Source organism: Maricaulis sp., from assembly GCF_039978735.1.
Lineage (GTDB): Bacteria > Pseudomonadota > Alphaproteobacteria > Caulobacterales > Maricaulaceae > Maricaulis.
Genome location: NZ_JBDWAS010000009.1, coordinates 23,562 through 43,374, shown reverse-complemented (window position 1 = coordinate 43,374; position 19,813 = coordinate 23,562). Strand labels below are relative to the sequence as shown.

The 19,813-nt window shown below is 65.0% G+C and carries 17 protein-coding genes; 11 read left to right on the top strand and 6 right to left on the bottom strand.

Translation table 11 applies throughout. The features are described from left to right. Positions 1–71: 71 nt before the first annotated feature. The gene (locus ABJO18_RS03040) at positions 72–1,046 is read left to right on the top strand and encodes an NAD-dependent epimerase/dehydratase family protein (protein WP_348507283.1); all 975 of its coding nucleotides are present in this window, start codon (positions 72–74) and stop codon (positions 1,044–1,046) included. A 10-nt stretch (positions 1,047–1,056) separates the two neighbouring features. On the opposite strand, the gene galU is transcribed toward ABJO18_RS03040, so the two are convergent. Further along, positions 1,057–1,917 carry a UTP--glucose-1-phosphate uridylyltransferase GalU gene (gene galU / locus ABJO18_RS03035; protein ID WP_348507282.1) on the bottom strand — a complete coding sequence of 287 codons (861 nt, stop codon included), beginning with the start codon at positions 1,915–1,917 and terminating at the stop codon, positions 1,057–1,059. A gap of 139 nt (positions 1,918–2,056) precedes the next feature. On the opposite strand from galU, the gene glmM reads away from it, so the two are divergent. From glmM to ABJO18_RS03020, 3 genes are all read left to right on the top strand, one after another. Further along, positions 2,057–3,403 (top strand): phosphoglucosamine mutase, encoded by a 1,347-nt coding sequence (gene glmM, locus ABJO18_RS03030; RefSeq protein WP_348507281.1) that lies wholly within the window; start codon positions 2,057–2,059, stop codon positions 3,401–3,403. Positions 3,404–3,494: 91 nt separating this feature from the next. Continuing rightward, positions 3,495–4,805: a UDP-glucose/GDP-mannose dehydrogenase family protein gene (locus ABJO18_RS03025; protein WP_348507280.1), complete on the top strand. Its 1,311-nt coding sequence runs from the start codon at positions 3,495–3,497 to the stop codon at positions 4,803–4,805. Positions 4,806–4,834: 29 nt separating this feature from the next. Next, positions 4,835–6,355 carry a phosphomannomutase/phosphoglucomutase gene (locus ABJO18_RS03020; RefSeq protein WP_348507279.1) on the top strand — a complete coding sequence of 507 codons (1,521 nt, stop codon included), beginning with the start codon at positions 4,835–4,837 and terminating at the stop codon, positions 6,353–6,355. On the opposite strand, the gene rfbD is transcribed toward ABJO18_RS03020, so the two are convergent. The 4 genes from rfbD to ABJO18_RS03000 are packed head-to-tail and all read right to left on the bottom strand — an operon-like array spanning position 6,352 to position 11,112. Beyond that, complete coding sequence (rfbD, locus tag ABJO18_RS03015; RefSeq protein ID WP_348515726.1) at positions 6,352–7,233, bottom strand: dTDP-4-dehydrorhamnose reductase; 882 nt, start codon at positions 7,231–7,233, stop codon at positions 6,352–6,354. The two genes, ABJO18_RS03020 and rfbD, sit on opposite strands and share 4 nt — an antisense overlap. Next, positions 7,230–8,282, bottom strand: coding sequence for a dTDP-glucose 4,6-dehydratase (gene rfbB / locus ABJO18_RS03010; RefSeq protein ID WP_348507277.1), 1,053 nt, complete (start codon positions 8,280–8,282; stop codon positions 7,230–7,232). The genes rfbD and rfbB overlap by 4 nt, the downstream gene beginning before the upstream one ends. Then, positions 8,279–8,860 carry a dTDP-4-dehydrorhamnose 3,5-epimerase gene (rfbC, locus tag ABJO18_RS03005; RefSeq protein ID WP_348507276.1) on the bottom strand — a complete coding sequence of 194 codons (582 nt, stop codon included), beginning with the start codon at positions 8,858–8,860 and terminating at the stop codon, positions 8,279–8,281. The genes rfbB and rfbC overlap by 4 nt, the downstream gene beginning before the upstream one ends. Before the next feature lie 23 nt (positions 8,861–8,883). Beyond that, positions 8,884–11,112, bottom strand: a complete 2,229-nt coding sequence (locus ABJO18_RS03000) for a sulfotransferase (protein ID WP_348507275.1) — start codon at positions 11,110–11,112, stop codon at positions 8,884–8,886. A 440-nt stretch (positions 11,113–11,552) separates the two neighbouring features. Here ABJO18_RS03000 and ABJO18_RS02995 point away from each other — a divergent pair, with 440 nt between their 5' ends. The 6 genes from ABJO18_RS02995 (at position 11,553) to ABJO18_RS02970 (ending at position 18,558) form a co-directional block, all read left to right on the top strand. Further along, positions 11,553–12,968 carry a hypothetical protein gene (locus ABJO18_RS02995; RefSeq protein ID WP_348507274.1) on the top strand — a complete coding sequence of 472 codons (1,416 nt, stop codon included), beginning with the start codon at positions 11,553–11,555 and terminating at the stop codon, positions 12,966–12,968. 195 nt (positions 12,969–13,163) lie between these two features. Further along, complete coding sequence (locus ABJO18_RS02990; protein WP_348507273.1) at positions 13,164–15,008, top strand: ATPase, T2SS/T4P/T4SS family; 1,845 nt, start codon at positions 13,164–13,166, stop codon at positions 15,006–15,008. Beyond that, complete coding sequence (locus tag ABJO18_RS02985; protein ID WP_348507272.1) at positions 15,001–15,729, top strand: sulfotransferase; 729 nt, start codon at positions 15,001–15,003, stop codon at positions 15,727–15,729. Before ABJO18_RS02990 ends, ABJO18_RS02985 begins: the two co-directional genes overlap by 8 nt. After that, the gene (locus ABJO18_RS02980; protein WP_348507271.1) at positions 15,719–16,648 is read left to right on the top strand and encodes a glycosyltransferase; all 930 of its coding nucleotides are present in this window, start codon (positions 15,719–15,721) and stop codon (positions 16,646–16,648) included. Before ABJO18_RS02985 ends, ABJO18_RS02980 begins: the two co-directional genes overlap by 11 nt. Beyond that, a complete protein-coding gene (locus tag ABJO18_RS02975; RefSeq protein WP_348507270.1) occupies positions 16,645–17,337 on the top strand; it encodes a class I SAM-dependent methyltransferase in 693 nt (230 codons plus the stop codon). Before ABJO18_RS02980 ends, ABJO18_RS02975 begins: the two co-directional genes overlap by 4 nt. Positions 17,338–17,358: 21 nt before the next feature. Further along, positions 17,359–18,558, top strand: a complete 1,200-nt coding sequence (locus tag ABJO18_RS02970; RefSeq protein WP_348507269.1) for a type II secretion system F family protein — start codon at positions 17,359–17,361, stop codon at positions 18,556–18,558. A gap of 9 nt (positions 18,559–18,567) precedes the next feature. Here the strand turns inward: ABJO18_RS02970 and ABJO18_RS02965 are convergent, their stop codons facing one another. Beyond that, on the bottom strand, positions 18,568–19,284 hold the full coding sequence (locus ABJO18_RS02965; RefSeq protein ID WP_348507268.1) for a class I SAM-dependent methyltransferase: 717 nt from the start codon (positions 19,282–19,284) through the stop codon (positions 18,568–18,570). A gap of 68 nt (positions 19,285–19,352) precedes the next feature. Between ABJO18_RS02965 and gspG the strand changes: the two genes are divergently transcribed. Further along, positions 19,353–19,808, top strand: a complete 456-nt coding sequence (gene gspG / locus ABJO18_RS02960) for a type II secretion system major pseudopilin GspG (protein WP_348507267.1) — start codon at positions 19,353–19,355, stop codon at positions 19,806–19,808. Positions 19,809–19,813: the final 5 nt, after the last annotated feature.

Here is a 19,813-nt window from a genome sequence, read left to right as displayed (position 1 = left end):
AAGCCCAACAGGACTGTTTCTGTTCGCGAATTGCGCTAGCACTGTCGCCGGACAGGCAGGGGAGAGGTTCATTGACAATCCTGGTGACCGGCGCGGCCGGCTTCATTGGATATCATGCCAGCGAGGCCTTGCTGGCCGCCGGCGAGCGGGTGGTCGGTCTCGACAATCTGAACGCCTATTACGACCCGGCTCTCAAGCAGGCGCGTCTTGCACGCCTTGAAAGGCATGAGGGATTCCGCTTCGAACGGCTCGATCTTGCCGACAACGCGGCCGTGATGGCGCTGGTCGAGCGCGAACAGCCTGACCGTATCCTGCATCTCGCGGCCCAGGCCGGGGTTCGCTACTCGCTGGAAAACCCCTTCGCCTATGCCCGCTCCAACCTGCTCGGCCATCTGGCAATCCTGGAGGCGGCGCGGCGGCTGGGCGATGATCTGACCCATCTTGTCTATGCCTCGTCCAGCTCGGTCTATGGCGAGCGCTCGGCCGTGCCCTTCGCCGAGACCGACGCGTCGGAGACACCGGCCTCGCTCTACGCCGCCACCAAGCGCGCCGACGAGCTGATGAGCGCATCCTATTGTTCGCTCTACGATATTCCGGCGACCGGATTGCGTTTCTTCACGGTCTACGGGCCCTGGGGGCGGCCGGACATGGCCTACTGGCTGTTCGCCGATGCCATGTTGTCGGGCCGTCCGATCAAGGTCTTCAATAATGGCGATATGGAGCGGGACTTCACCTATATCGACGATATCGTCGAGCCGCTCTGCCGCATCCTGGCCGATGCTCCGGCGCGTGGCCGTCATGCCGTCTACAATATCGGCGGTTCGTCGCCGGTGCGGCTGATGGACATGATCGAGACGCTGGAACGCGCGCTGGGGATGACGGCCGAGAAGATCATGCTGCCCATGCAGCCCGGCGACGTCACGCGCACCTTTGCGGACACGAGAAAGCTGGAAGCCGACTATGGCTACAAGGCGACGACCCGTCTGGAAGACGGTCTGCCACGCTTTGCCGACTGGTACCGGAACTGGCGCGAGGGGATAGCCTGAGCGGGTGGGTCTAGCCGAAATCTTTCAGCATGGCGCGGGCGGCTTCGCCATGCTCCGGATCGGATGTGGCGTAAGCAAGGTTGGCGCGGAAATAGCCCAGCTTGCTGCCGCAGTCATAGGACGTGCCGTCATATTCCAGGGCGTGGAAGTCCTGGCTGTCCATCAGGCGCACCATGGCATCGGTCAGCTGGATCTCGCCACCGGCCCCGGCCGCTTGGTCGTCGAGCAGCGGGAAGATTTCCGGCTGCAAGATATAGCGGCCGGTGATGAAGAGGTTCGACGGCGCGCTCTCGCGCGGCGGTTTCTCGACCATGCCCTTCATCTTCATCAGCGGACCGGACCGGTCGACCGGATCGATAACGCCATAGGATGACGGGTCTTCGCAGGGCTCGACGGCGATCACATTCCCGCCAACCCTGTTGTAAGCCTCGACCATCTGCGCCAGACAGCTTTTGGCGGATTTGACCAGCATGTCGGGCAGCAGGATCGCGAAGGGCTCCTGGCCGATGATGTCGCGGGCACAGGCGATGGCGTGGCCCAGGCCCAGCGGGGCCTGCTGGCGCACAAAGCTCATCGAGCCCGGCGCCGGCCGGATGCGCTCGAGTTCCTGCAGGATGGCGGTCTTGTTCTTTTCGCGCAGCGTGTCCTCGAGCTCGTAGGCGCTGTCGAAATAATCCTCGATGGCCGACTTGTTCCGGCCCGTCACGAAGACGAAATGCTCGATCCCGGCGGCGCGCGCTTCATCGACCACATACTGGATCGCCGGCCGGTCGAAGACGGGCAGCATTTCCTTGGGGATGGACTTGGTCGCCGGCAGGACCCGCGTTCCCAGCCCGGCCACGGGCAGAACGGCTTTGCGAATTGGCGACATGTCTTCCCCCGAACGCTGTCAGAACCCTGAGCGAGTTCCAACGCCTAGCCCATGGAAGCTGGACCGTCCAGCGCACCGATTCACTTCGCGTAAGGCACAACCTCCTATATAGGAGGCGGGGCACAGAGAGGGCAGCCTGATGGGCAAGAAGTATTTCGGCACGGATGGCGTCCGCGGCCTGACGAACACATTCCCGATGACGGCGGAAACGGCCCTGCGCCTGGGCATGGCAGCGGGCAAGCATTTCGTGCGCCATTCCGGGCGCCATTCGGTGGTGATTGGCAAGGATACCCGCCTGTCCGGCTACATGATCGAGTCGGCGCTGGTCGCCGGTTTCACCTCGGTCGGGATGGATGTCTTCCTGTTCGGCCCGCTGCCGACGCCGGCCGTGGCGCTGATGACGCGCTCGCTGCGGGCCGATCTCGGCGTGATGATCACCGCATCGCACAACCCCTATCATGACAACGGCATCAAGCTGTTCGGTCCGGACGGCAACAAGCTGGACGACAAGGCCGAGCTGAAGATCGAAAAGCGCATGGATGGCAGCCTGACCGACGATCTGGCCAAGCCGGCGGACCTGGGCCGGGCCAAGCGGATCGATGATGCCCAGGCGCGCTATATCGAGATCGTCAAATCGACCTTCCCGCGGGCCCAGCGCCTGTCCGGCCTTCGCCTGGTGCTCGATTGCGCCAATGGGGCTGCCTACAAGGTGGCACCGGACGTGCTGTGGGAGCTGGGTGCCGACATCATTCCGATCGGGGTCGAGCCGAACGGCTTCAATGTGAACGAGGAATGCGGCTCCACCGCGCCTGCGCGCCTGTCCAAGGAAGTCGTGAAATACCGCGCCGATCTGGGTATCGCACTGGACGGCGATGGCGACCGGCTGATCCTGTGTGACGAGAAGGGCCGTGTGATCGACGGCGACCAGATCCTCGGCCTGCTGGCACGCCACTGGAAAGAACAGGGTGAGCTGAGCCAGGATGCGATCGTCGCCACGGTCATGTCCAATCTGGGTCTGGAACAATACCTGTCCGGGATCGGGCTTTCGCTGGAGCGCACCAAGGTCGGTGACCGCTATGTCACCGAGCGCATGAAGCAAACCGGCATCAATCTGGGCGGCGAGGCGTCCGGCCATATCGTGATGCCCGACCATGCGCCGACCGGTGACGGCCTGATTGCGGCGCTGCAAGTCCTGCGTGTCGTCAACGAGAGCAAGAAACGCGCGAGCGAGCTCCTCAAGGTGTTCGATCCCGCGCCGCAATTGCTCGAGAATGTCCGCGTCAAGAAGGGCATCGCTCCGTTGGAAACAGAGGCGGTCAAAAAGGCGATCGAGGCGGGTGAAAAGCGTCTGGGCAAGGATGGTCGTGTCCTGGTGCGCGCCTCCGGTACCGAGCCGGTTATCCGGGTCATGGCCGAGGGCGATGAAGCGAAGATCCAGCAGGTTGTTGGCGATATTCGCGCCGCGATCGAGGACGCCGTGAACTGACGATCGGAAAATGCTGTACCTCGTCGGCCTTGGGCCTTGCGCCGCCGGATAGGCTCGGCGATACCGGGGCCGACCAGAATAGGAGTGGCGCATGCGCGTGGCGATGATCGGAACGGGCTATGTCGGACTGGTGTCGGGGGCCTGTTTCGCCGACTTCGGACATGAGGTCGTATGTGTCGACAAGGATGCGTCCAAGGTCGAGATGCTCAAATCCGGCGGGATCCCGATCTACGAGCCGGGTCTGGACCTTCTGGTCGAGCGCAATGTGCGCGAAGGACGCCTGAGCTTCACCCAGGATCTCACCGACGCCGTGCGCACGGCCGATGCGGTTTTCATCGCGGTGGGCACACCGTCGCGCCGCGGCGACGGATATGCCGATCTCAGCTATGTCTACGCGGCCGCCAAGGAAGTGGCCGAGGTGATGGACGGCTATACGGTCGTGGTCACCAAATCGACGGTGCCGGTGGGCACCGGTGACGAGGTTGAACGGATCATCCGTGAAACCCGTCCGGATGCCGATTTTGCCGTCGTCTCCAATCCGGAATTCCTGCGCGAAGGTGCGGCGATCGATGATTTCAAACGGCCGGACCGTGTTGTCGTCGGCACGGATGACGACCGCGCCCGCACCTTGATGCGCGAGCTGTACCGTCCGCTCTTCCTCAACGAGACGCCGATCGTGTTTACCGCACGGCGTACGTCGGAACTGATCAAGTATGCCGCCAACGCCTTCCTGGCGATGAAGATCACCTTCATCAACGAGATCGCGGACCTGTGCGAGCATGTGGGCGCCAATGTCCAGGAAGTCGCCAAGGGCGTGGGTCTGGACAACCGGATCGGCGGCAAATTCCTGCATGCCGGTCCCGGTTATGGCGGGTCCTGTTTCCCGAAAGATACGCTGGCCCTGACCCGCACGGCCCAGGATGCCGGCTCGCCGCTGCGCCTGATCGAGACGGTGGTCGAGGTCAATGATGCGCGCAAGCGGGCGATGGCCGACAAGGTGATCGCGGCCTGCGGTGGCGATGTGAAAGGCAAGACGATCGCCGTGCTGGGCGTGACCTTCAAGCCGAATACCGACGATATGCGCGAGGCGCCCAGCCTGGAGATCATCCCGGCCCTGCAGAAGGCCGGCGCGACGATCCGCGCCTTCGATCCGGCCGGAACGGTCGAGGCAGAAAAACTCCTGTCGAATGTCGAGTTCGTCTCCGGCCCCTATTTCTGCGCAGAGGGTGCCGATGCGCTGGTGATCATCACCGAATGGAACGAGTTCCGCGCACTGGACCTGCCGCGGCTGAAGGCGACCATGAAGGCGCCGGTCCTGGTCGATCTGCGCAATATCTACACGCATGACCAGGCCGGGAATGCGGGCTTCGAATACACCAGCGTGGGCCGGCCGCACGGCTAGCCGCCTCAAACCTGTTCCGGGGAGATATCATGACCGCCAAGCCGCACGCCGCGCTGACGCCCAATAGCTGGGCGTTCGAGAATGAAGCCCTGATCAAGCCGACGGGCTTTCGCGAATATGATGCGCGCTGGTGGTTCGGTCATCCCGGTTCCGACCAGGCGCCGGATCTCAACCTCTATGGCGTGCAGGCGCTGGGGATGGGGCTGGGCACGCTGATCCACGAGCTGGGCGTGGAGCCGAAGATCGTTGTCGGCCATGATTTCCGCTCCTATTCGCTGAGCGTGAAGCAGGCGCTGGAAGTCGGCCTGATGGCGGCCGGGATCGAGGTGCACGATATCGGCCTGGCGCTGTCGCCGGTGGCCTATTTCGCCCAGTTCGACCTGGACATTCCGTGCGTCGCAATGGTCACGGCAAGCCATAATTCCAACGGCTGGACCGGTGTGAAGATGGGCGCCCAGCGTCCGCTGACCTTCGGGCCGGACGAGATGAGCCGGCTCAAGGAAATCGTGCTCAACGGGGATGCGAAGACGCGCGATGGCGGTGGCTATGTCCGCCAGGCGGGCGTTGCCGAGCGCTATCTCGCCGATGTTGCCGAAGGCGTCTCGCTGAGCCGTCCGATCAAGGTGGTTGCCGCCTGCGGCAATGGCACGGCCGGCGCCTTTGCGCCGCAGGCCCTGCGCGCCATGGGCGCCGAGGTGATCGAGATGGATTGCGAACTCGATCATACCTTCCCGCGCTACAATCCCAATCCGGAAGACATGAAGATGCTGCACGCCATGCGCGATGCGGTGCTCGAGCATGGCGCCGATGTCGGTCTGGGGTTTGATGGCGATGGCGACCGCTGCGGCGTGATCGACAATGAGGGCGAGGAGATTTTCGCCGACAAGATCGGCCTGATGCTGGCACGTGACCTCGCGCCGCTGCATCCCGGTTCGACCTTTGTGGTGGATGTGAAATCGACGGGCCTGTTCACCATCGATCCGGTGCTCAAGGAACACGGCTGCAAGACCGACTATTTCAAGACCGGCCACTCCTACATCAAGCGCCGCTCGAAGGAGCTGGGTGCACTGGCCGGGTTCGAGAAGTCCGGGCACTTCTTCCTGCAGCCGCCGATCGGCCGCGGTTATGATGATGGCCTGGTCGCAGCGCGCGCCGTGTTGCAGATGCTCGACCGCAATCCGGACAGATCGATGGCCGATCTGCGCCGCGCGCTGCCGGTCAGCTATGGCTCGCCGACCATGTCGCCGGCTTGCGATGACGAGAAGAAATACGATGTCGTCGAACGCATCGTGAAAGTCTTCGAGAGCAAGAAGGCAGACGGCGACCAGGTGGCCGGCAGGGCGATTGCCGACATCAACACCGTCAATGGCGTGCGCTTCTCGCTGGCCGATGGTGCCTGGGGCCTGGTGCGCGCGTCGTCGAACACGCCGAACCTGGTGGTGGTGATCGAAAGCCCGAACTCGAAAGAGGATGTGGCGGCGATCTTCGCGGAGATCGAAGGCGTGCTGGCGAAATTCCCGGAAGTCGGCGCCTTCGACCAGAAGCTCTAGCTGTAGCGGGTTTCGATCACGGCACGCAGGCCGGCCTGCCAGTCGCCCGGTCCGATATGCCAGACGCGCTGGAGACGCGAGGCGTCGAGCCGGGTGTCGAGCGGACGTTCGGCCGGTTGCGGCCAGTCGCTCGAGGCGATTTCCGTGATGTCGGCGGTCGCGGGCAGGCGGTCGCCGGCGAGGGAAGCTGCGGCGCGGGCGAAGTCGGCCCAGTTGACGTGACGGCCGCCGCAATAATGGAACACGCCCGCCGTGCCTTCATGCGCCGACGGATGCTCGTGCGACATTTTGAGAAGATCGCGCGCCAGATCGCCGGCCCAGGTGGGGGCGGAATACTGGTCGGCGACGACCTTCACCGGCTGGCCCTGTTCGAGCCGGCCGAGAATCGCCTTCAGGAAAGATCCGCCTTCCGCGTCGAACAGCCAGGCAACGCGCAGCGTCACCGCGTCCGGATGAGCCTCGGCCAGGGCCTGTTCGCCGGCCAGCTTGCTTTCGCCATAGACGTTGAGCGGCCGGGTGGTTGCGGTCTCGTCGAGCGGGGCGGGTGCCTTGCCGTCGAAGACATAGTCGGTGGAGATGTGGAAGAAGGGCAGTTCGCGTTCGGCTGCGGCGGCGCCCAAGCGGGCGACAGCCTCGCAATTGAGTGCCATGGCGCCGTCGCGCGCGGTCTCCGCACCGTTCACATCGGTCCAGGCCGAGGCATTGATCACGGCCCGCGGGCCGACCGCGTCGAACAGGGCGCCGGCATCGCCGGTCAGCGCGTCGAACCGGTCGCGCCCCGCTGTCACGACATCGTCGCCGCCACCGGTCCCTGCCAGGGCGCGGGCCAGCTGGCCGCTGGCGCCGATCACCAGGACAGGGCGCGGCGCCTGTGTCATGCCGGCAGGCCGAGGCGTTCCTGGCGGTAGACCCCTTCCTGGATCGGCCGCCACCAGGCTTCATGATCCAGATACCAGTCGACGGTCTGTGCCAGCCCGGTCTCGAAATCGAGCGAGGGCGACCAGCCCAGCTCGTCCTGCAGTCTGGAACTATCGATCGCGTAGCGGGCGTCATGGCCCGGGCGGTCGGTGACAAAGCGGATCAGCTCGCGGCGCGCCACACCACCGGGGCGGCGGTCGTCGACAATGTCGCAGATCGCCTGCACCACATCCAGATTGGTGCGTTCGGCATTGCCGCCGATGCAATAGGTCTCGCCGGCGCGGCCGCGCTCGACAATGTCGATCAGGGCGCGGGCGTGGTCGTCAACGAACAGCCAGTCGCGCACATTCGACCCGTCGCCATAGACCGGCAGGTCCTTGCCGGCGAGCGCATTGAGGATCATCAGCGGGATCAGCTTCTCCGGGAATTGCCGCGGCCCGTAATTGTTCGAGCAGTTCGACACCAGGATGTTCAGCCCGTAGGTGCGGCCCCAGGCGCGGGCGAGGTGGTCGGACGCGGCCTTGGACGCCGAATAGGGAGAAGACGGGTCGTAGGCGGTCGTCTCGGAGAACAGGCCTTCGGCGCCAAGCGAGCCGAACACCTCGTCGGTCGAGACATGCAGGAAGCGGAACGCGCCGGCCCGGTCCGCCGGCAGGCTGTCGCGCCAGGCGCGGGCGGCGTCCAGCAGGGTGAACGTGCCCATCACATTCGTGTCGACGAAGATCCCGGCGCCGGTGATCGAGCGGTCGACATGGCTTTCCGCCGCCAGGTGCATCACGGCATCCGGGCGCGCCGTCTCGAAGGCGGCCTTGACGGCCTCGGCATCGCGGATATCGGCCTTCACCAGCGTATAGCGGTCGTGCCCGTCCAGCGCGGCCAGCGAGGCCGGCGCGGCGGCATAGGTCAGCGCGTCCAGATTGGTCACCGTCCAGCCCTGATCCACCAGGCGCAGGCACAGGGCCGATCCGATGAAACCGGCGCCGCCGGTGACGAGTACGCGTTTGCTCATGTCCTGTCCCATCCCTGCGGGAAAATACTGCCATTGCGGGCCTGATGCTCGGCCAGGCGCGGCGCTTGCGCGTCCTTACCAGACAGCACCGGGTCTTGCACGCCCCAGTCGATGCCCAGATCCGGGTCGTCCCAGGCGATCGAGCCGTCGTGTTCGGCGGAATAGTATTCGGTCACCTTGTAGAGCATGTGCACATCCGGCGTGCGGGTGACGAAACCGTGCAGGAAGCCCGGCGGCACCCACAGCTGAACCCCCGTCTCGCGGGAGAGTTCCACGGCGGCATGCTGTCCGTATGTGGCTGAGCCTTCGCGGATATCGACGATGATATCGGTCACCGCGCCTGTCACCACCGAGACCAGCTTGCCCTGCGCCATGGGCGGGGCCTGGTAGTGCAGGCCGCGCAGCGTGCCGGGCCGCGCGGTGAAGGAGAGATTGTCCTGCACGAAGCGCACATCCAGCCCGGCCTCATCGGCCAGCCGCCGGGCATTCCAGTGCTCGCAGAACCAGCCGCGATCGTCGCCGAAGCGGGGCGGGGTGAACAGGAGCGGGCCGTCAATGGCGAAGCGTTCGATCTGCATGATGTTCCGGTGGCTGGAGGGTGTCAGTCGGCATCGATCGGTCCATAGCCCAGCTTCTCGCGCCAGGGCTGCAGGATCGGGATGATCGGCTCGAGATGTTCGCGATACCGGCGCCAGCGCGCCCGGGACGTGGTATAGAGCGGCTGTATGACCTGTGTCGCACTCGGCGTGTTGATCCGGCCCCGGCTGCGGGCGGTCTCGATATAGTTCGTGACGCGCTCGTCCCACGGAATGCCGAGACGGTCGAGCACAGGGCGGACCTGGCTTTCATGATCCTCGATCAGGCGTTCGTACTGCACGACGACCGGGTCGATGCCGAGAATGTCCACGGCCTTGAACCAGAGCCGCATGACACGGTCATAGAGCCGCGCCGCCATGACGATATCCGTGAAGTGCATCATGGGCGCGTTGAGGTCGAAGTCCTGCATGAAGCAAGACAGGACCGAATCCAGCGGATCGCGCTGGGCGAAGATGAATTTGCCGTTCGGGAACATGTATTTCAGGTGGTTGGCATAGGCGAGATTGAGCGGCAGCTTGTCGATATTCACCCGCTTCTCGCCGGGTGCATACTCGGACAGGGATTCCATCTGCTTGAAATAGATGTCGCGAAGCGGCTGGCGGTTTGTCGCAAAGAAGCTCGCGGCGACATCGCGCCGGTTGGTCTGCTGCGGCAGCCCGTTAAAGCGGCCCTGCTCGACAATGACATGGCTGAGCAGCGGCTTTTCCTCGAACACTTCCACATCGGGGTGTGAGCGCAGGATGGTGTCGAGCAGGGTCGTGCCGGATCGCGGAAAGCCGACGATAAAGCCCATCACCGGTGCATCGGCGGGTTCATCCCAGGACGCACCGTGAATCGACTCGTCTTCAGCGACCTTGTCGAGCCAGGCGTCGCAGATATCGAGGCGATGCGTGTATTCCTCAGCGCGTATGATGCCCCGGCCGCGTTCGAAGTCGGCCGCCAGCCTGTTGCCTCGCGTAAATGCGTGGAAGGCCTCGTCATGCCGTTCCAGCTTGTCGCAGATCCGGCCGATGGTCATGGCGATGTGCCGATTGACATTGTCGGTTGCCTGCGGGTCGTAGTGCGGGATCAACCGGTCATAGGCGTCCTGATGGCGGTTCCTGCGTGCCTCTAGGCGTGCGATGACATGTGCCGTGCGGCGGTTGGACAGGGAAACGCCCCGCGCTTCCGCCCGGGCGACAAGGGCCTCCATGGCGTCTGAATCGTTGAGCGTGTCGAAGAAGGACATGGCGGCCTGGTAAGGGTGCTCATCGTCCGGCGCCAGTTCGAGCGCTTTCAGGAACGCCTCACGAGCCTCATCGTCGCGGCGGCTCGCCGAGAGGGCGCCGCCGAGCCCGGTATAGGCTTCCGGCTGGTCGGGGAAGGCTTTCACCCCGTCGCGGCCAAACTGGATGGCGTCGGCAAATGCGCCACCGAGTACGGCTATCTCGGCACCCCGGCGATACAGGCGGACATCCGGGCCGAGACGGCGCAGCGTGGCGCGGATGAGTTCCAGCGCTGCATCGCTATCGCCCATCGAGCGGTAGGTATTGGCCTGGGTCGACGGCATATCGACCGACTTCGGCTCCAGCGCCAGTACGTGATGCATGCAGGCTTCCGCCTCGTGCAGACGCGATTGCATCATCATCAGATTATAGAGATGCAGCCAAGGGCGCGTAACAGCAGGCGCTTGCTGGGCGAGCAGGCTGGCCCGCTGCTCCAGCTCGGCCATCTCATGCCGTTCGGCAAGCCTGTCAAGCTGGTGCAACCTCTCCCTGGGCACGACCTTCAACATGGAAATCGCGCGTGCGGGCTCGATCTTGTCGCGCCGGAAGCGGGCAATCGCGTCTTTCAGCTTCGGCGTCTGTCCCAGCGCCTGGGCCGCATCCAGTGCGGCCCGATGAGCTTCTGCCTTGCGGCCCAGGCGGTGGAGTGCCGTGATCCGGCTGATCCGGAACTGCTCGTTCTTCGGCTGGAACAGTATGGCGCTCTGGAACAGGATCGCCGCAGCCATGACGGCCCGGGGCTGGTTGGTGTGCAGGTAGGCCACGCCCAGATTGTGCAGGGCGAAGGCATTGCGCGGCGACAGGCCGAGTGCCGTGCGGAACGAGGCGATGGCGCCCTTCAGATTATTGCCGCTGAGGTGCTGCAGGCCGGCCTTGATGTGGCCGACGGCTTCCTCGTCGGGAGAGGCCTGTTTGAGCAGGGGTGTCAGGGCAGGCTTCTGCGGCCTGCCGGGGATGTCGAACACCATCGGGAAAACTCCACTGGGACACAGGTTCGATACCCATCCCCCGGGGAGGCGTCAAACCTGACCGGCTGCAGCAGGGCATTTCGGGCCCTTCCTGCCGGATGTGGCAGTGCGCCGCGGCTCTGCGGCAGTTAACCATGCGGCATCCTTGACAGCTGCATTTCACCATTATCGGTCAAACCGTTGCAGGAAGGTGACAATGTGGCGCTTTTGGGGCGTCATCCCCATGCAGGCGGCGTGCCGGGGCCCACTTTTTGGCTTGACCTGCGCTTGCCGACTGACTTAACTCCACCCTGTTCGGCGCTCTAGTGACTGAGGGGGCGTCTCCGCGGGTGCGTCTGGGGCTGCGTTTCTAGGCTCATACGTGTTCGCAATTCCTGGCAGCCATAGGCGCTGAACAGCCATGGCTAGAAATTTGTAGATGGGGGAACCCAGAAATGAAAATGACTAAGCTTCTTGTAGGTGCCGCTACGGCTGCTCTGCTCGCCGGCTCGGCGAGCGCCTACGACCTGGTCGCCGCGAACACCGGCATTGCTTCGACGTCCACCTCGGGCTTCGAAGTTGAAGCCGCTGTTTCGCTCGCTGCCGAGCTGGACTTTGCGGCCGGCGCCCACAACGGTGACTTCGAGTTCTATATCGAACAGGACACCGCCGGCGTCTTCACGACCGACGACGTTCTGCTGACGGTCACCCTGACCAACGGTACGTTCGATCAGGCCATCACCGTCGCCAACATTGACGCGTCCTGCGCGTCGAGCGCGTCGGTCTCCACGGGCGGTACCGCCGGTTCGTCCACGGTGACCTTCCTGGTTTCCGGCATCGACGGCTGCGATGATGTCCTCACCTCCGGCGGCAGCTTCGCTTCCGGCGATGACATCGGCTTCTCCCTGCCGATCGATCTGACCGGCGCTGGCGATCTGGGCGTCTCCACCAACATCATCACCGACTCCGGTTCCACGCCGGTTGACGGCGGCACGGCCACGCTCGGCTTCGTGTCCCTGGACGACGCCTTCAGCGTTTCCATCGTTGCGAACCCGACCGACACGATTGCCGATCTGGACGCCAACCCGATCTACACCCAGTTCGATGGTGCAGGCGGTAACGGCCTCATCGGCACGGTCGAGCTCGACTGTAATGTCGGTATCGATGTCGACCTCAACGGCAATGCCGTCGATTGCACCAATGACGTCGATGACATCACGGCCACCCTGTCTGGTGACGTGTCTGCGTTTGATGGTGCAGGCGAAGTCGCGATCGCCGGTCAAAACGGCGTCAACAATGTGGCCGACGATGAGTCGACCGCTGACCTGGGTCCGGCGCTCGGCGCTGGTGGCTTCGGCCCGTCCAACATTGTTCTGGATGACGCCGCTGCCGACGATGTGATCAACCCGTCCGACTACACGCTGGCCGTGTCTGTCGATCTGGGCGCTGCCTTTATCGACGAAGCTGACGTCACCGGCACGCTCGCTTCGGTCGTTCGCGAAGGCACCACCGTTGTGGTTCCGTGGTTCGCGTCCTCGGCCATTGCTGCGGCCAACGGTTCGACCAACGTCTTCCGCATCAGCAACATCTCCGCCGCCGACGCTCGCGTCTTCGTCGAAGTGCTGACGGCTTCGGACGGCACCTTCGTCGATCCGGGCATCACGGAAACGGCTTCTCCGCTGGCTGCCGGTGGCGAAATGGTCATGACCTCCGGTTCCATCACCACCCTGCTGGCTGATGATCCGGGCCGCGCCGACCTGCGCATCACGATCGAGCAGACGGAAGACAACCTGACCTTCCGCCGCTTCGTGACGGCTCCGGACGGTTCGCTGACCGAAATGACGGTCGGTACCATCGACCAGGACCTGGACGGCTAATCCGTCTCGGTTTCGAGAACTGGGGAAGGGCGGCTTCGGCCGCCCTTTCTTTTTGTCCGGATGCCGGCGGCTGCGTCAGCCGCCTGGACGGAACTGCCGACCCTGCTGACGCGGAACACTGTTTCTTTGCAACGTTCTCGTCTAGGCTCGCCGCCCTGAGGCGAGGGCGTAGCCGGCAACAAGGGCAGGGCGTTCATGGACAATCGGCGTATCGGCGAGATCCTGCTTGAGGACAGCCATGTCACGGCAGAGGATGTCGAGGCTGCAGCGCGCTTCCAGGCAAAGGTCGGCGGCCTGTTCGGGCAGGCCCTGCTGCGCGTCGGCGCTCTCTCCGAAGACGTGCTTCTGGCAGCCCTGTCGCGCCAGCTCGATTTTCCCGTTCTTGATGCGACGGCCCTGCCGGAAGAACCGTCTGCCTATCGCGCCGCGGCTGACCGTCTCGGCCTCGCGCCGGACTGGTTGCTGCAGCACGACACCGTGCTGTGGTTCGAAGCCAAAGATGAGCAAGCGGCTGAAAACGCTCCCTCTCCCTCGGGAGAGGGTCGGGGAGAGGGGGGAGACACGTCCGACAATGGGCTTTTGGGACATGCCGATCCCTATGCCGCAGAGCAATTTTCGCCTGAAGCCGAGCTGCCGCAGCTGAACGTGTTCGCCCGTGCACCGCTTCATCCGCCGGTGCTCGAGGCGCTCGAGCGGGTCTGGCGCGGACCGGCCACTATGTGGCTGGGTCCGACCCGCCTGCTCGATGGCGCCCTCGCCTCGCTGCGCTCGTCCGGACGTGTCGCCAGCGCCGACGATGCCGACGATCTTCACCGGCTGCGCGAGATGGCCGAGGAAGCCCCGGTCATCGATCTGGTCAATGGCATGTTCGAGGACGCATTGCGCCAGGGCGCGTCGGACATTCACATCGAGCCCTTCGAAACCCATGTGCAGATCCGCTTCCGGATCGACGGCGTACTGCGCACGGTGAACACATTGCCGCGCAGCCGGTTCGATGCCGTCGCCTCGCGGGTGAAGCTCCTGTCCGGAATGGATATCGCCGAACGCCGCCTGCCGCAGGATGGCCGCCAGTCGGTGCGCTTCGCCGGCCAGGATATTGACCTGCGGGTCTCCAGCCTGCCGGGCGCCTGGGGCGAGAGCATCGTGCTGCGTCTCCTGCGCAAGCAGCAGAGCCTGCCCAGCCTTGAGGGGCTGGGACTGGAAGGCCGGTCGATGGAGGCGTTCCAGGCGTTGCTGGAAGAACGCAATGGCGTGATCCTGGTGACCGGGCCGACCGGGTCGGGCAAGTCGACGACGCTTTATCGCGGTCTGGAAGGCGTCAATGACGGCCAGCGCAAGATCATCACGATCGAGGATCCGGTCGAATACGACATGGACGGGATTACCCAGGTCCAGGCGCGCGCCGATATCGGCTACACCTTTGCCCGCGGCTTGCGCGCCATCCTGCGCCAGGACCCGGACGTGATCATGATCGGCGAGATCCGCGACGGCGAGACCGCCGGCATCGCCGTGCAGGCCGCGCTGACCGGTCACCTGGTCTTCTCCACCCTGCACACCAATACGGCCCTGTCGGCGGTGGAACGTCTGGTTGATCTCGGCGTCGAGCCCTTCCTGGTCTCCGCCTCGCTGCGCGGCCTGATGGGCCAGCGCCTGGTCCGCCGCCTGTGCGGCCATTGCAGCGTGCCCGCAGGCCCGGCGGCGATTGCCCAGGGCGAGGCGCGGCTGGACGAGGCGCGCCGTGGCGGGGCCGATCTGCCGGACAGCGTCAACCAGCCGCACTGGCGCGAAGCGCGCGGTTGCGCGCATTGCTCCGGCACCGGTTATTCCGGCCGGGTTGCGGTGTTCGAGGTCGCCCGCTTCACCAATGCCGTGCGCCAGGCAATCAACGAAGCGCGGCCGGAAAGCGATCTCATCGCCGCGGCCCGCCAGGACGGCTTCCTGACCATGTATGAGGACGGGCTGGTGAAGGCCGCGCAGGGCTATACCTCGACCGAGGAGATCCTGCGTGTGCTCGGCCAGGCCTCGGCTGCCCATGCCTGAGACCGCCGGCAAGCACAGTGGCCATGACGACCGGCCCGTACTGGTCGTCGGCATGCACCGCTCCGGCACATCCTGCCTTGCGGGCTGCCTGGAAGCGGCCGGCCTCCATCTGGGCGAGGTCAATACGCAGGCGCCGCACAATCAGCGCGGCAATCGCGAGAATCTCGCCGTCATGCAGCTGCACGATGCCCTGCTGGACCGCCATGGTGCCGCCTGGGACCGGCCGCCTGCCTCGCCCGTCGTCTGGACGGATGCCGATCTGGACGCCTTGTCCGATGCCACGGCCACGGCGGCGGCCCACACACCCTGGGGCGGCAAGGATCCGCGCTCCCTCATGTTGATGGAAGGCTGGCTGAAGCGCTTCAGCCCCCGCTTCGTCGGCACCTACCGCCATCCCGAAGCCGTGATTGCCTCGCTGTGTACCCGCGCCAAGGCCTGGGGCGAGCCGATGGATCCGGATGCCGCGCTGGATATCTGGGCGGCCTATAACCACGCGCTTTGCGCGCTGCGGCGGCAGCATGATTTTCCGATCGTGCGCTATGATATCGATGGCGGCCTCTATGTGGACAAGGTCACGGCGATCGCCCGCGATCTGGGCCTGCCGCACCCGGAAGCCGCCGGTCAGTTCTTCGACCGGGCGCTGAAACACCAGGCGGCGTCGCGCCCCGTGCCTGAACGGGTGGAGGCCATCTGGCAGGAGCTCGAGCGCCATGCTGTCTAGGCCCCGCATCTCCGTCATCATCGTCGCCTACGACATGCCGCGCGAAGTGCCGCGCACGGTGCAGTCCTTCCTCGCGCCCTACCAGCAGGAGATGGCGCCGGGCGATATCGAGATCCTGGTGATGGAGAACGGGTCGAGCCGGCCCGTTCCCGAGGCCGTGCGCGCCGGATGGCCGGCCAATGTGCGCTATTTCAACATCGAGAATGCGCCGGGCTCGCCAGCCCATGCCCTCAATCTCGGGGTGGCCAAGGCACGCGGCAAATGGGTCTGCCCGGTGATCGATGGAGCCCGTATCGCCACCCCCGGCATCCTGCGCAAGGCGATGCTGGCGGCGCGTCTGTCGGACTGCCCGGTGATCGCAACGATGGGCTATCATCTCGGCCATATCGTGCAGCAGGAAGCGGTGAAGCAGGGCTATGATGCGGCCACCGAGGACGCGCTGCTCGACTCGATCGGCTGGCCGGACGACGGGCATCGCCTGTTCGAGATCGGCTGTCTGGGCCTGTCGGCGCGCAAGGGCTGGCTGGCTCCGATCGCCGAGAGCAATGCGATCATCGTCTCGAAAGCCTTCTACAAGGCGATCGGCGGCTATGACGAGCGGTTCGACATTCCCGGCGGCGGCATCGTCAATCACGACTTCTTCCGCCGCGCCGTCGAGCATCCCGACGCCCTCTATGTCCTGCTGGTCGGCGAGGGGACGTTCCACCAGCATCATGGCGGTGTGACAACGGCAAAGGGTGTCGAGAAGCCCACCGCGCCGGACGGGCGCACCACCTGGGACATCTATGCGGACCAGTACCGACAGATCCGGCAAATGGACTATGCTGTGCCCCAGCGTGCGCCATTGCTGTTCGGGGATCTCGGCCCGTCCGCCGTGGCCGACGTGCAGACTTTCGCCGGGGGAGAAGGGCCGGAATGACCCGCGAGACCGACTTCATCACCAAATATCACAATCTCGACCTCGTGCGCCGGCGCGTCGAGGTCGGCGAGCATCGCGATGTGATAGGCGGCATGTGGGACGAGCTGGGCGCGCTGCAGCACGATTTTCTCGTGGCGCAGGGGCTGAAGCCGCATCACCGGCTGGTCGATATCGGTTGCGGATCGCTGCGGGCCGGTGTGCCGCTGACCCGCTATCTCGACGCCGACCGTTATTACGGCATCGATATCAGCCGCGATCTCCTCGAAGCCGGTTATGAACGCGAGATCCTGCCCGCGGGCCTCGGCTCGAAACTGCCGCCCAACCATCTGCACGCGACGGCCGACTGGGATGTCGCACCCTTCGGCGTGCGCTTCGATTTTGGCCTGGCGCAGTCGGTCTTCACCCACCTGCCGCTGTCACAGCTGACTGATTGTCTCGCTGCCGTCGCGCCGCACTTCGTGCCGGGCGGGCGGGTCTATATCACCTATTTCCACCGGCCCGACGATTGTCCCGACGGCGATCCGGTGATCCACGAGCCGGGCGGTATCGTGACTTGGCACGACCGTGACCCGTTCGATATCCGCCATGGCACGCTGGCTGCAGCGACACCGGAGGGCTGGGACCTCACCATTGTCGGCGAATGGGGCCATCCGCGCGACCAGCGCATGGCCCGGTTCACACGGTGCTAGGTCCTCAAGGAGCGGCGGTTCATGGCAACCTTCATCTATAAGGGACTGAAAGCCGGCAGCGGGGAAGTGGAGGGCCGTATCTCCGCGGCCGATGAGGTCGACGCGCTGCGCCAGCTCGAGGCCCAGTCGATCTCCGCCTTCCAGATCCGCGAGGCGCGGCTGACCGACCGGCGCTACGACCGAAACAAGGCGCGGCCGCAGGACCGCTTCCGCTTCATGCGCCAGCTCGCCATGCTGCTGCGCGCGGGCAGTCCGCTTCTGTCAGCCTTCGAGACGATCGGCGGCGACGAGCCCTGCCGCGAGCTGGCCGAGACCGCCGACGAGATCCGCCGCGCCCTGCGCTCGGGGACGCGGCTTTCAGTGGCGATGAAGCAGTCACTGCGCGGCTTTCCCGATTATGTGCCGCGCCTGGTCGAGCTGGGCGAGGCGACCGGCGATCTGCCGCGCGCGCTCAACGACATCGCCGGCCAGATGGAGCAGGACTTGCGTGCGGCGGCCGAGGTGCGCAATGCGCTGGCCTACCCGTCCTTCCTGGCGGTGATGGGCGTTGTCGCCGTGCTGTTCATCTTCCTGTTCGTGGTGCCGCGCTTCGCCACGCTGCTGGGCGATGACCGGTCTCAACTGCCCGGTTTCTCGCGCGTGGTGATCGAGACCGGCGTCTGGCTTCGCGCCCATATGGTCGAGGCCGGGATCGGCCTGGCCGGGCTGATCGGCGGCGGCTACATGCTTTCGCAGAATGCCGGCTTCCGCTCCGGGCTGCGCGAATTCCTGTTCCGCATGCCGGTGATCGGCTCTTTCCTGAAGGCCAGCGAGATTGCGCGCTGGGCGCGGATTTCCGGGACGGCGCTGTCAGGCGGTGCGCCGCTACTGGAAGCGCTGGCGCTGGCGGAGGCTTCGCTGACGTCGGTGCGCTGGCAGCAGGCCCTGGCCGAAGTGCGCCGGGCGATCCGCTCGGGCGAGCCGATCGAGGACGCTTTGCGCGCCTATACCGATTTCGACTCGATGACGATCAATCTGGTCAAGACCGGCCGGGCGGCCGCCTCGCTGGACGAAATGCTGCTCTTTGTCGCCGAGATGTACGAGACCGAGACCAAGGACCGGGCCAAGCGGCTGACCTCGCTGGCCGAGCCGCTGGCCGTCCTGTTCATTGCCTCGGTGGTCGGCGCGATCGTGGTCAGCCTGGTGATGGCAATGACCAGCCTCTACGACATCGCGCTCTAGCGACGGTGCCTATCCGGCCCGCCAGCGCGGTGCGGCCACACCGCGATAGCCCAGTCTGCGATCGTCCAGCGGCAGCCGGCGTTCATCACGCACGACAGCAGCCCAGGTCGCACCGGCATGGTGCCAGTCCAGCTCGCGCCAGATCAGGCCGGCATCCGCGCATGTCTGCTGCAGCCAGCTTTCCGGATAGGGCACGTTGAACGGATAGGTCCAGGGCTCCTCCGGCAGCGGCGTGCCCGCCTCGCCCTTGAGATAGGAGAGCATGAGTATGCCATCCTGTTTCATCGCCCGGCCGGCGCTCTCGATCAGCTTGCGGGTATTGTCGGCGCCGGCATGGGTGATGATCGATTGGGCCATGATGAAGTCGAACTCGCGTTCGAAGACGGTGCAGTCGAAAGCGTCGGAACCGGAGAATTGCGGCGATTTGAGCGCCTTGAGATCCTCGCCCGTCTCGTATTTGAAGCCGTCATCGATCAGCCAGAGATTGGGGTCGACGCCGAAATAGCGGCCTTCGCGCAGGAAGGGGATGAGCGAGCGCCCCAGGCGCAGCGAGCCGCAGCCGAAGTCGAGCACATAATCGGTTTCTTCCAGGCCCAGCGCTGCGAGCAGCGACATCTGTGACAGGGTGAGCAGGCCGAAGCGGCGGGGCGGACCGACATAGGCGCGGTAATTGTCCGAGCCCGGCTTGAGCTCCTCGGCTTCTTCCGGCGACAGGTGACGTGGCATGGAATCTCGCTTGTCAAAAACGGGCGTGCTAGACTTGAAGGCCGAGTTTGAAAACGGAATGTGCGTTGATGTCCAGACTTAAAGCTGTCCTCAAAGCGGTCGGCGAGCGGTTTTCGGTTGCCCGGCCCGGCTACTCCCTGATGGAAATCCTGGTCGCCGTGGCGATCATTGCAGTGCTCGCCACCCTGGTGGCGCCGCGCCTGTTCGGCCAGCTCGATCGCGCCCGCGTCACCTCGGCCGAGACCCAGATCGACATGCTGGAAACCGCGCTGGATTCCATGCGTCTCGATATCGGCCGGTATCCGACCAACGAGGAAGGCCTCGCTCTTCTCAGCACGCCGAACCCGTCGGTCTCGGCGATGTGGCAGGGCCCGTATCTGGACGAGGATCTTCCGAACGATCCCTGGGGCAACCCCTATCGCTATCGCGCCGCTGAAGGTCAGTCCGACCGTGGCCAGGTCTACAGCCTGGGGGCCGACAATGCCGAAGGCGGCAGCGGTCTCGACGCCGATATCGGCATCTAGCGGAG

Excerpts from the sequence above, each read along its gene's own strand:
- galU (WP_348507282.1), bottom strand. The coding sequence starts at position 1,917 with ATGTCGCCAATTCGCAAAGCCGTTCTGCCCGTGGCCGGGCTGGGAACG.
- glmM (WP_348507281.1), top strand. The coding sequence starts at position 2,057 with ATGGGCAAGAAGTATTTCGGCACGGATGGCGTCCGCGGCCTGACGAAC.
- ABJO18_RS03025 (WP_348507280.1), top strand. The coding sequence starts at position 3,495 with ATGCGCGTGGCGATGATCGGAACGGGCTATGTCGGACTGGTGTCGGGG.
- ABJO18_RS03020 (WP_348507279.1), top strand. The coding sequence starts at position 4,835 with ATGACCGCCAAGCCGCACGCCGCGCTGACGCCCAATAGCTGGGCGTTC.
- rfbD (WP_348515726.1), bottom strand. The coding sequence starts at position 7,233 with ATGACACAGGCGCCGCGCCCTGTCCTGGTGATCGGCGCCAGCGGCCAG.
- rfbB (WP_348507277.1), bottom strand. The coding sequence starts at position 8,282 with ATGAGCAAACGCGTACTCGTCACCGGCGGCGCCGGTTTCATCGGATCG.
- rfbC (WP_348507276.1), bottom strand. The coding sequence starts at position 8,860 with ATGCAGATCGAACGCTTCGCCATTGACGGCCCGCTCCTGTTCACCCCG.
- ABJO18_RS03000 (WP_348507275.1), bottom strand. The coding sequence starts at position 11,112 with ATGGTGTTCGACATCCCCGGCAGGCCGCAGAAGCCTGCCCTGACACCC.
- ABJO18_RS02995 (WP_348507274.1), top strand. The coding sequence starts at position 11,553 with ATGACTAAGCTTCTTGTAGGTGCCGCTACGGCTGCTCTGCTCGCCGGC.
- ABJO18_RS02990 (WP_348507273.1), top strand. The coding sequence starts at position 13,164 with ATGGACAATCGGCGTATCGGCGAGATCCTGCTTGAGGACAGCCATGTC.
- ABJO18_RS02985 (WP_348507272.1), top strand. The coding sequence starts at position 15,001 with ATGCCTGAGACCGCCGGCAAGCACAGTGGCCATGACGACCGGCCCGTA.
- ABJO18_RS02980 (WP_348507271.1), top strand. The coding sequence starts at position 15,719 with ATGCTGTCTAGGCCCCGCATCTCCGTCATCATCGTCGCCTACGACATG.
- ABJO18_RS02975 (WP_348507270.1), top strand. The coding sequence starts at position 16,645 with ATGACCCGCGAGACCGACTTCATCACCAAATATCACAATCTCGACCTC.
- ABJO18_RS02970 (WP_348507269.1), top strand. The coding sequence starts at position 17,359 with ATGGCAACCTTCATCTATAAGGGACTGAAAGCCGGCAGCGGGGAAGTG.
- ABJO18_RS02965 (WP_348507268.1), bottom strand. The coding sequence starts at position 19,284 with ATGCCACGTCACCTGTCGCCGGAAGAAGCCGAGGAGCTCAAGCCGGGC.
- gspG (WP_348507267.1), top strand. The coding sequence starts at position 19,353 with ATGTCCAGACTTAAAGCTGTCCTCAAAGCGGTCGGCGAGCGGTTTTCG.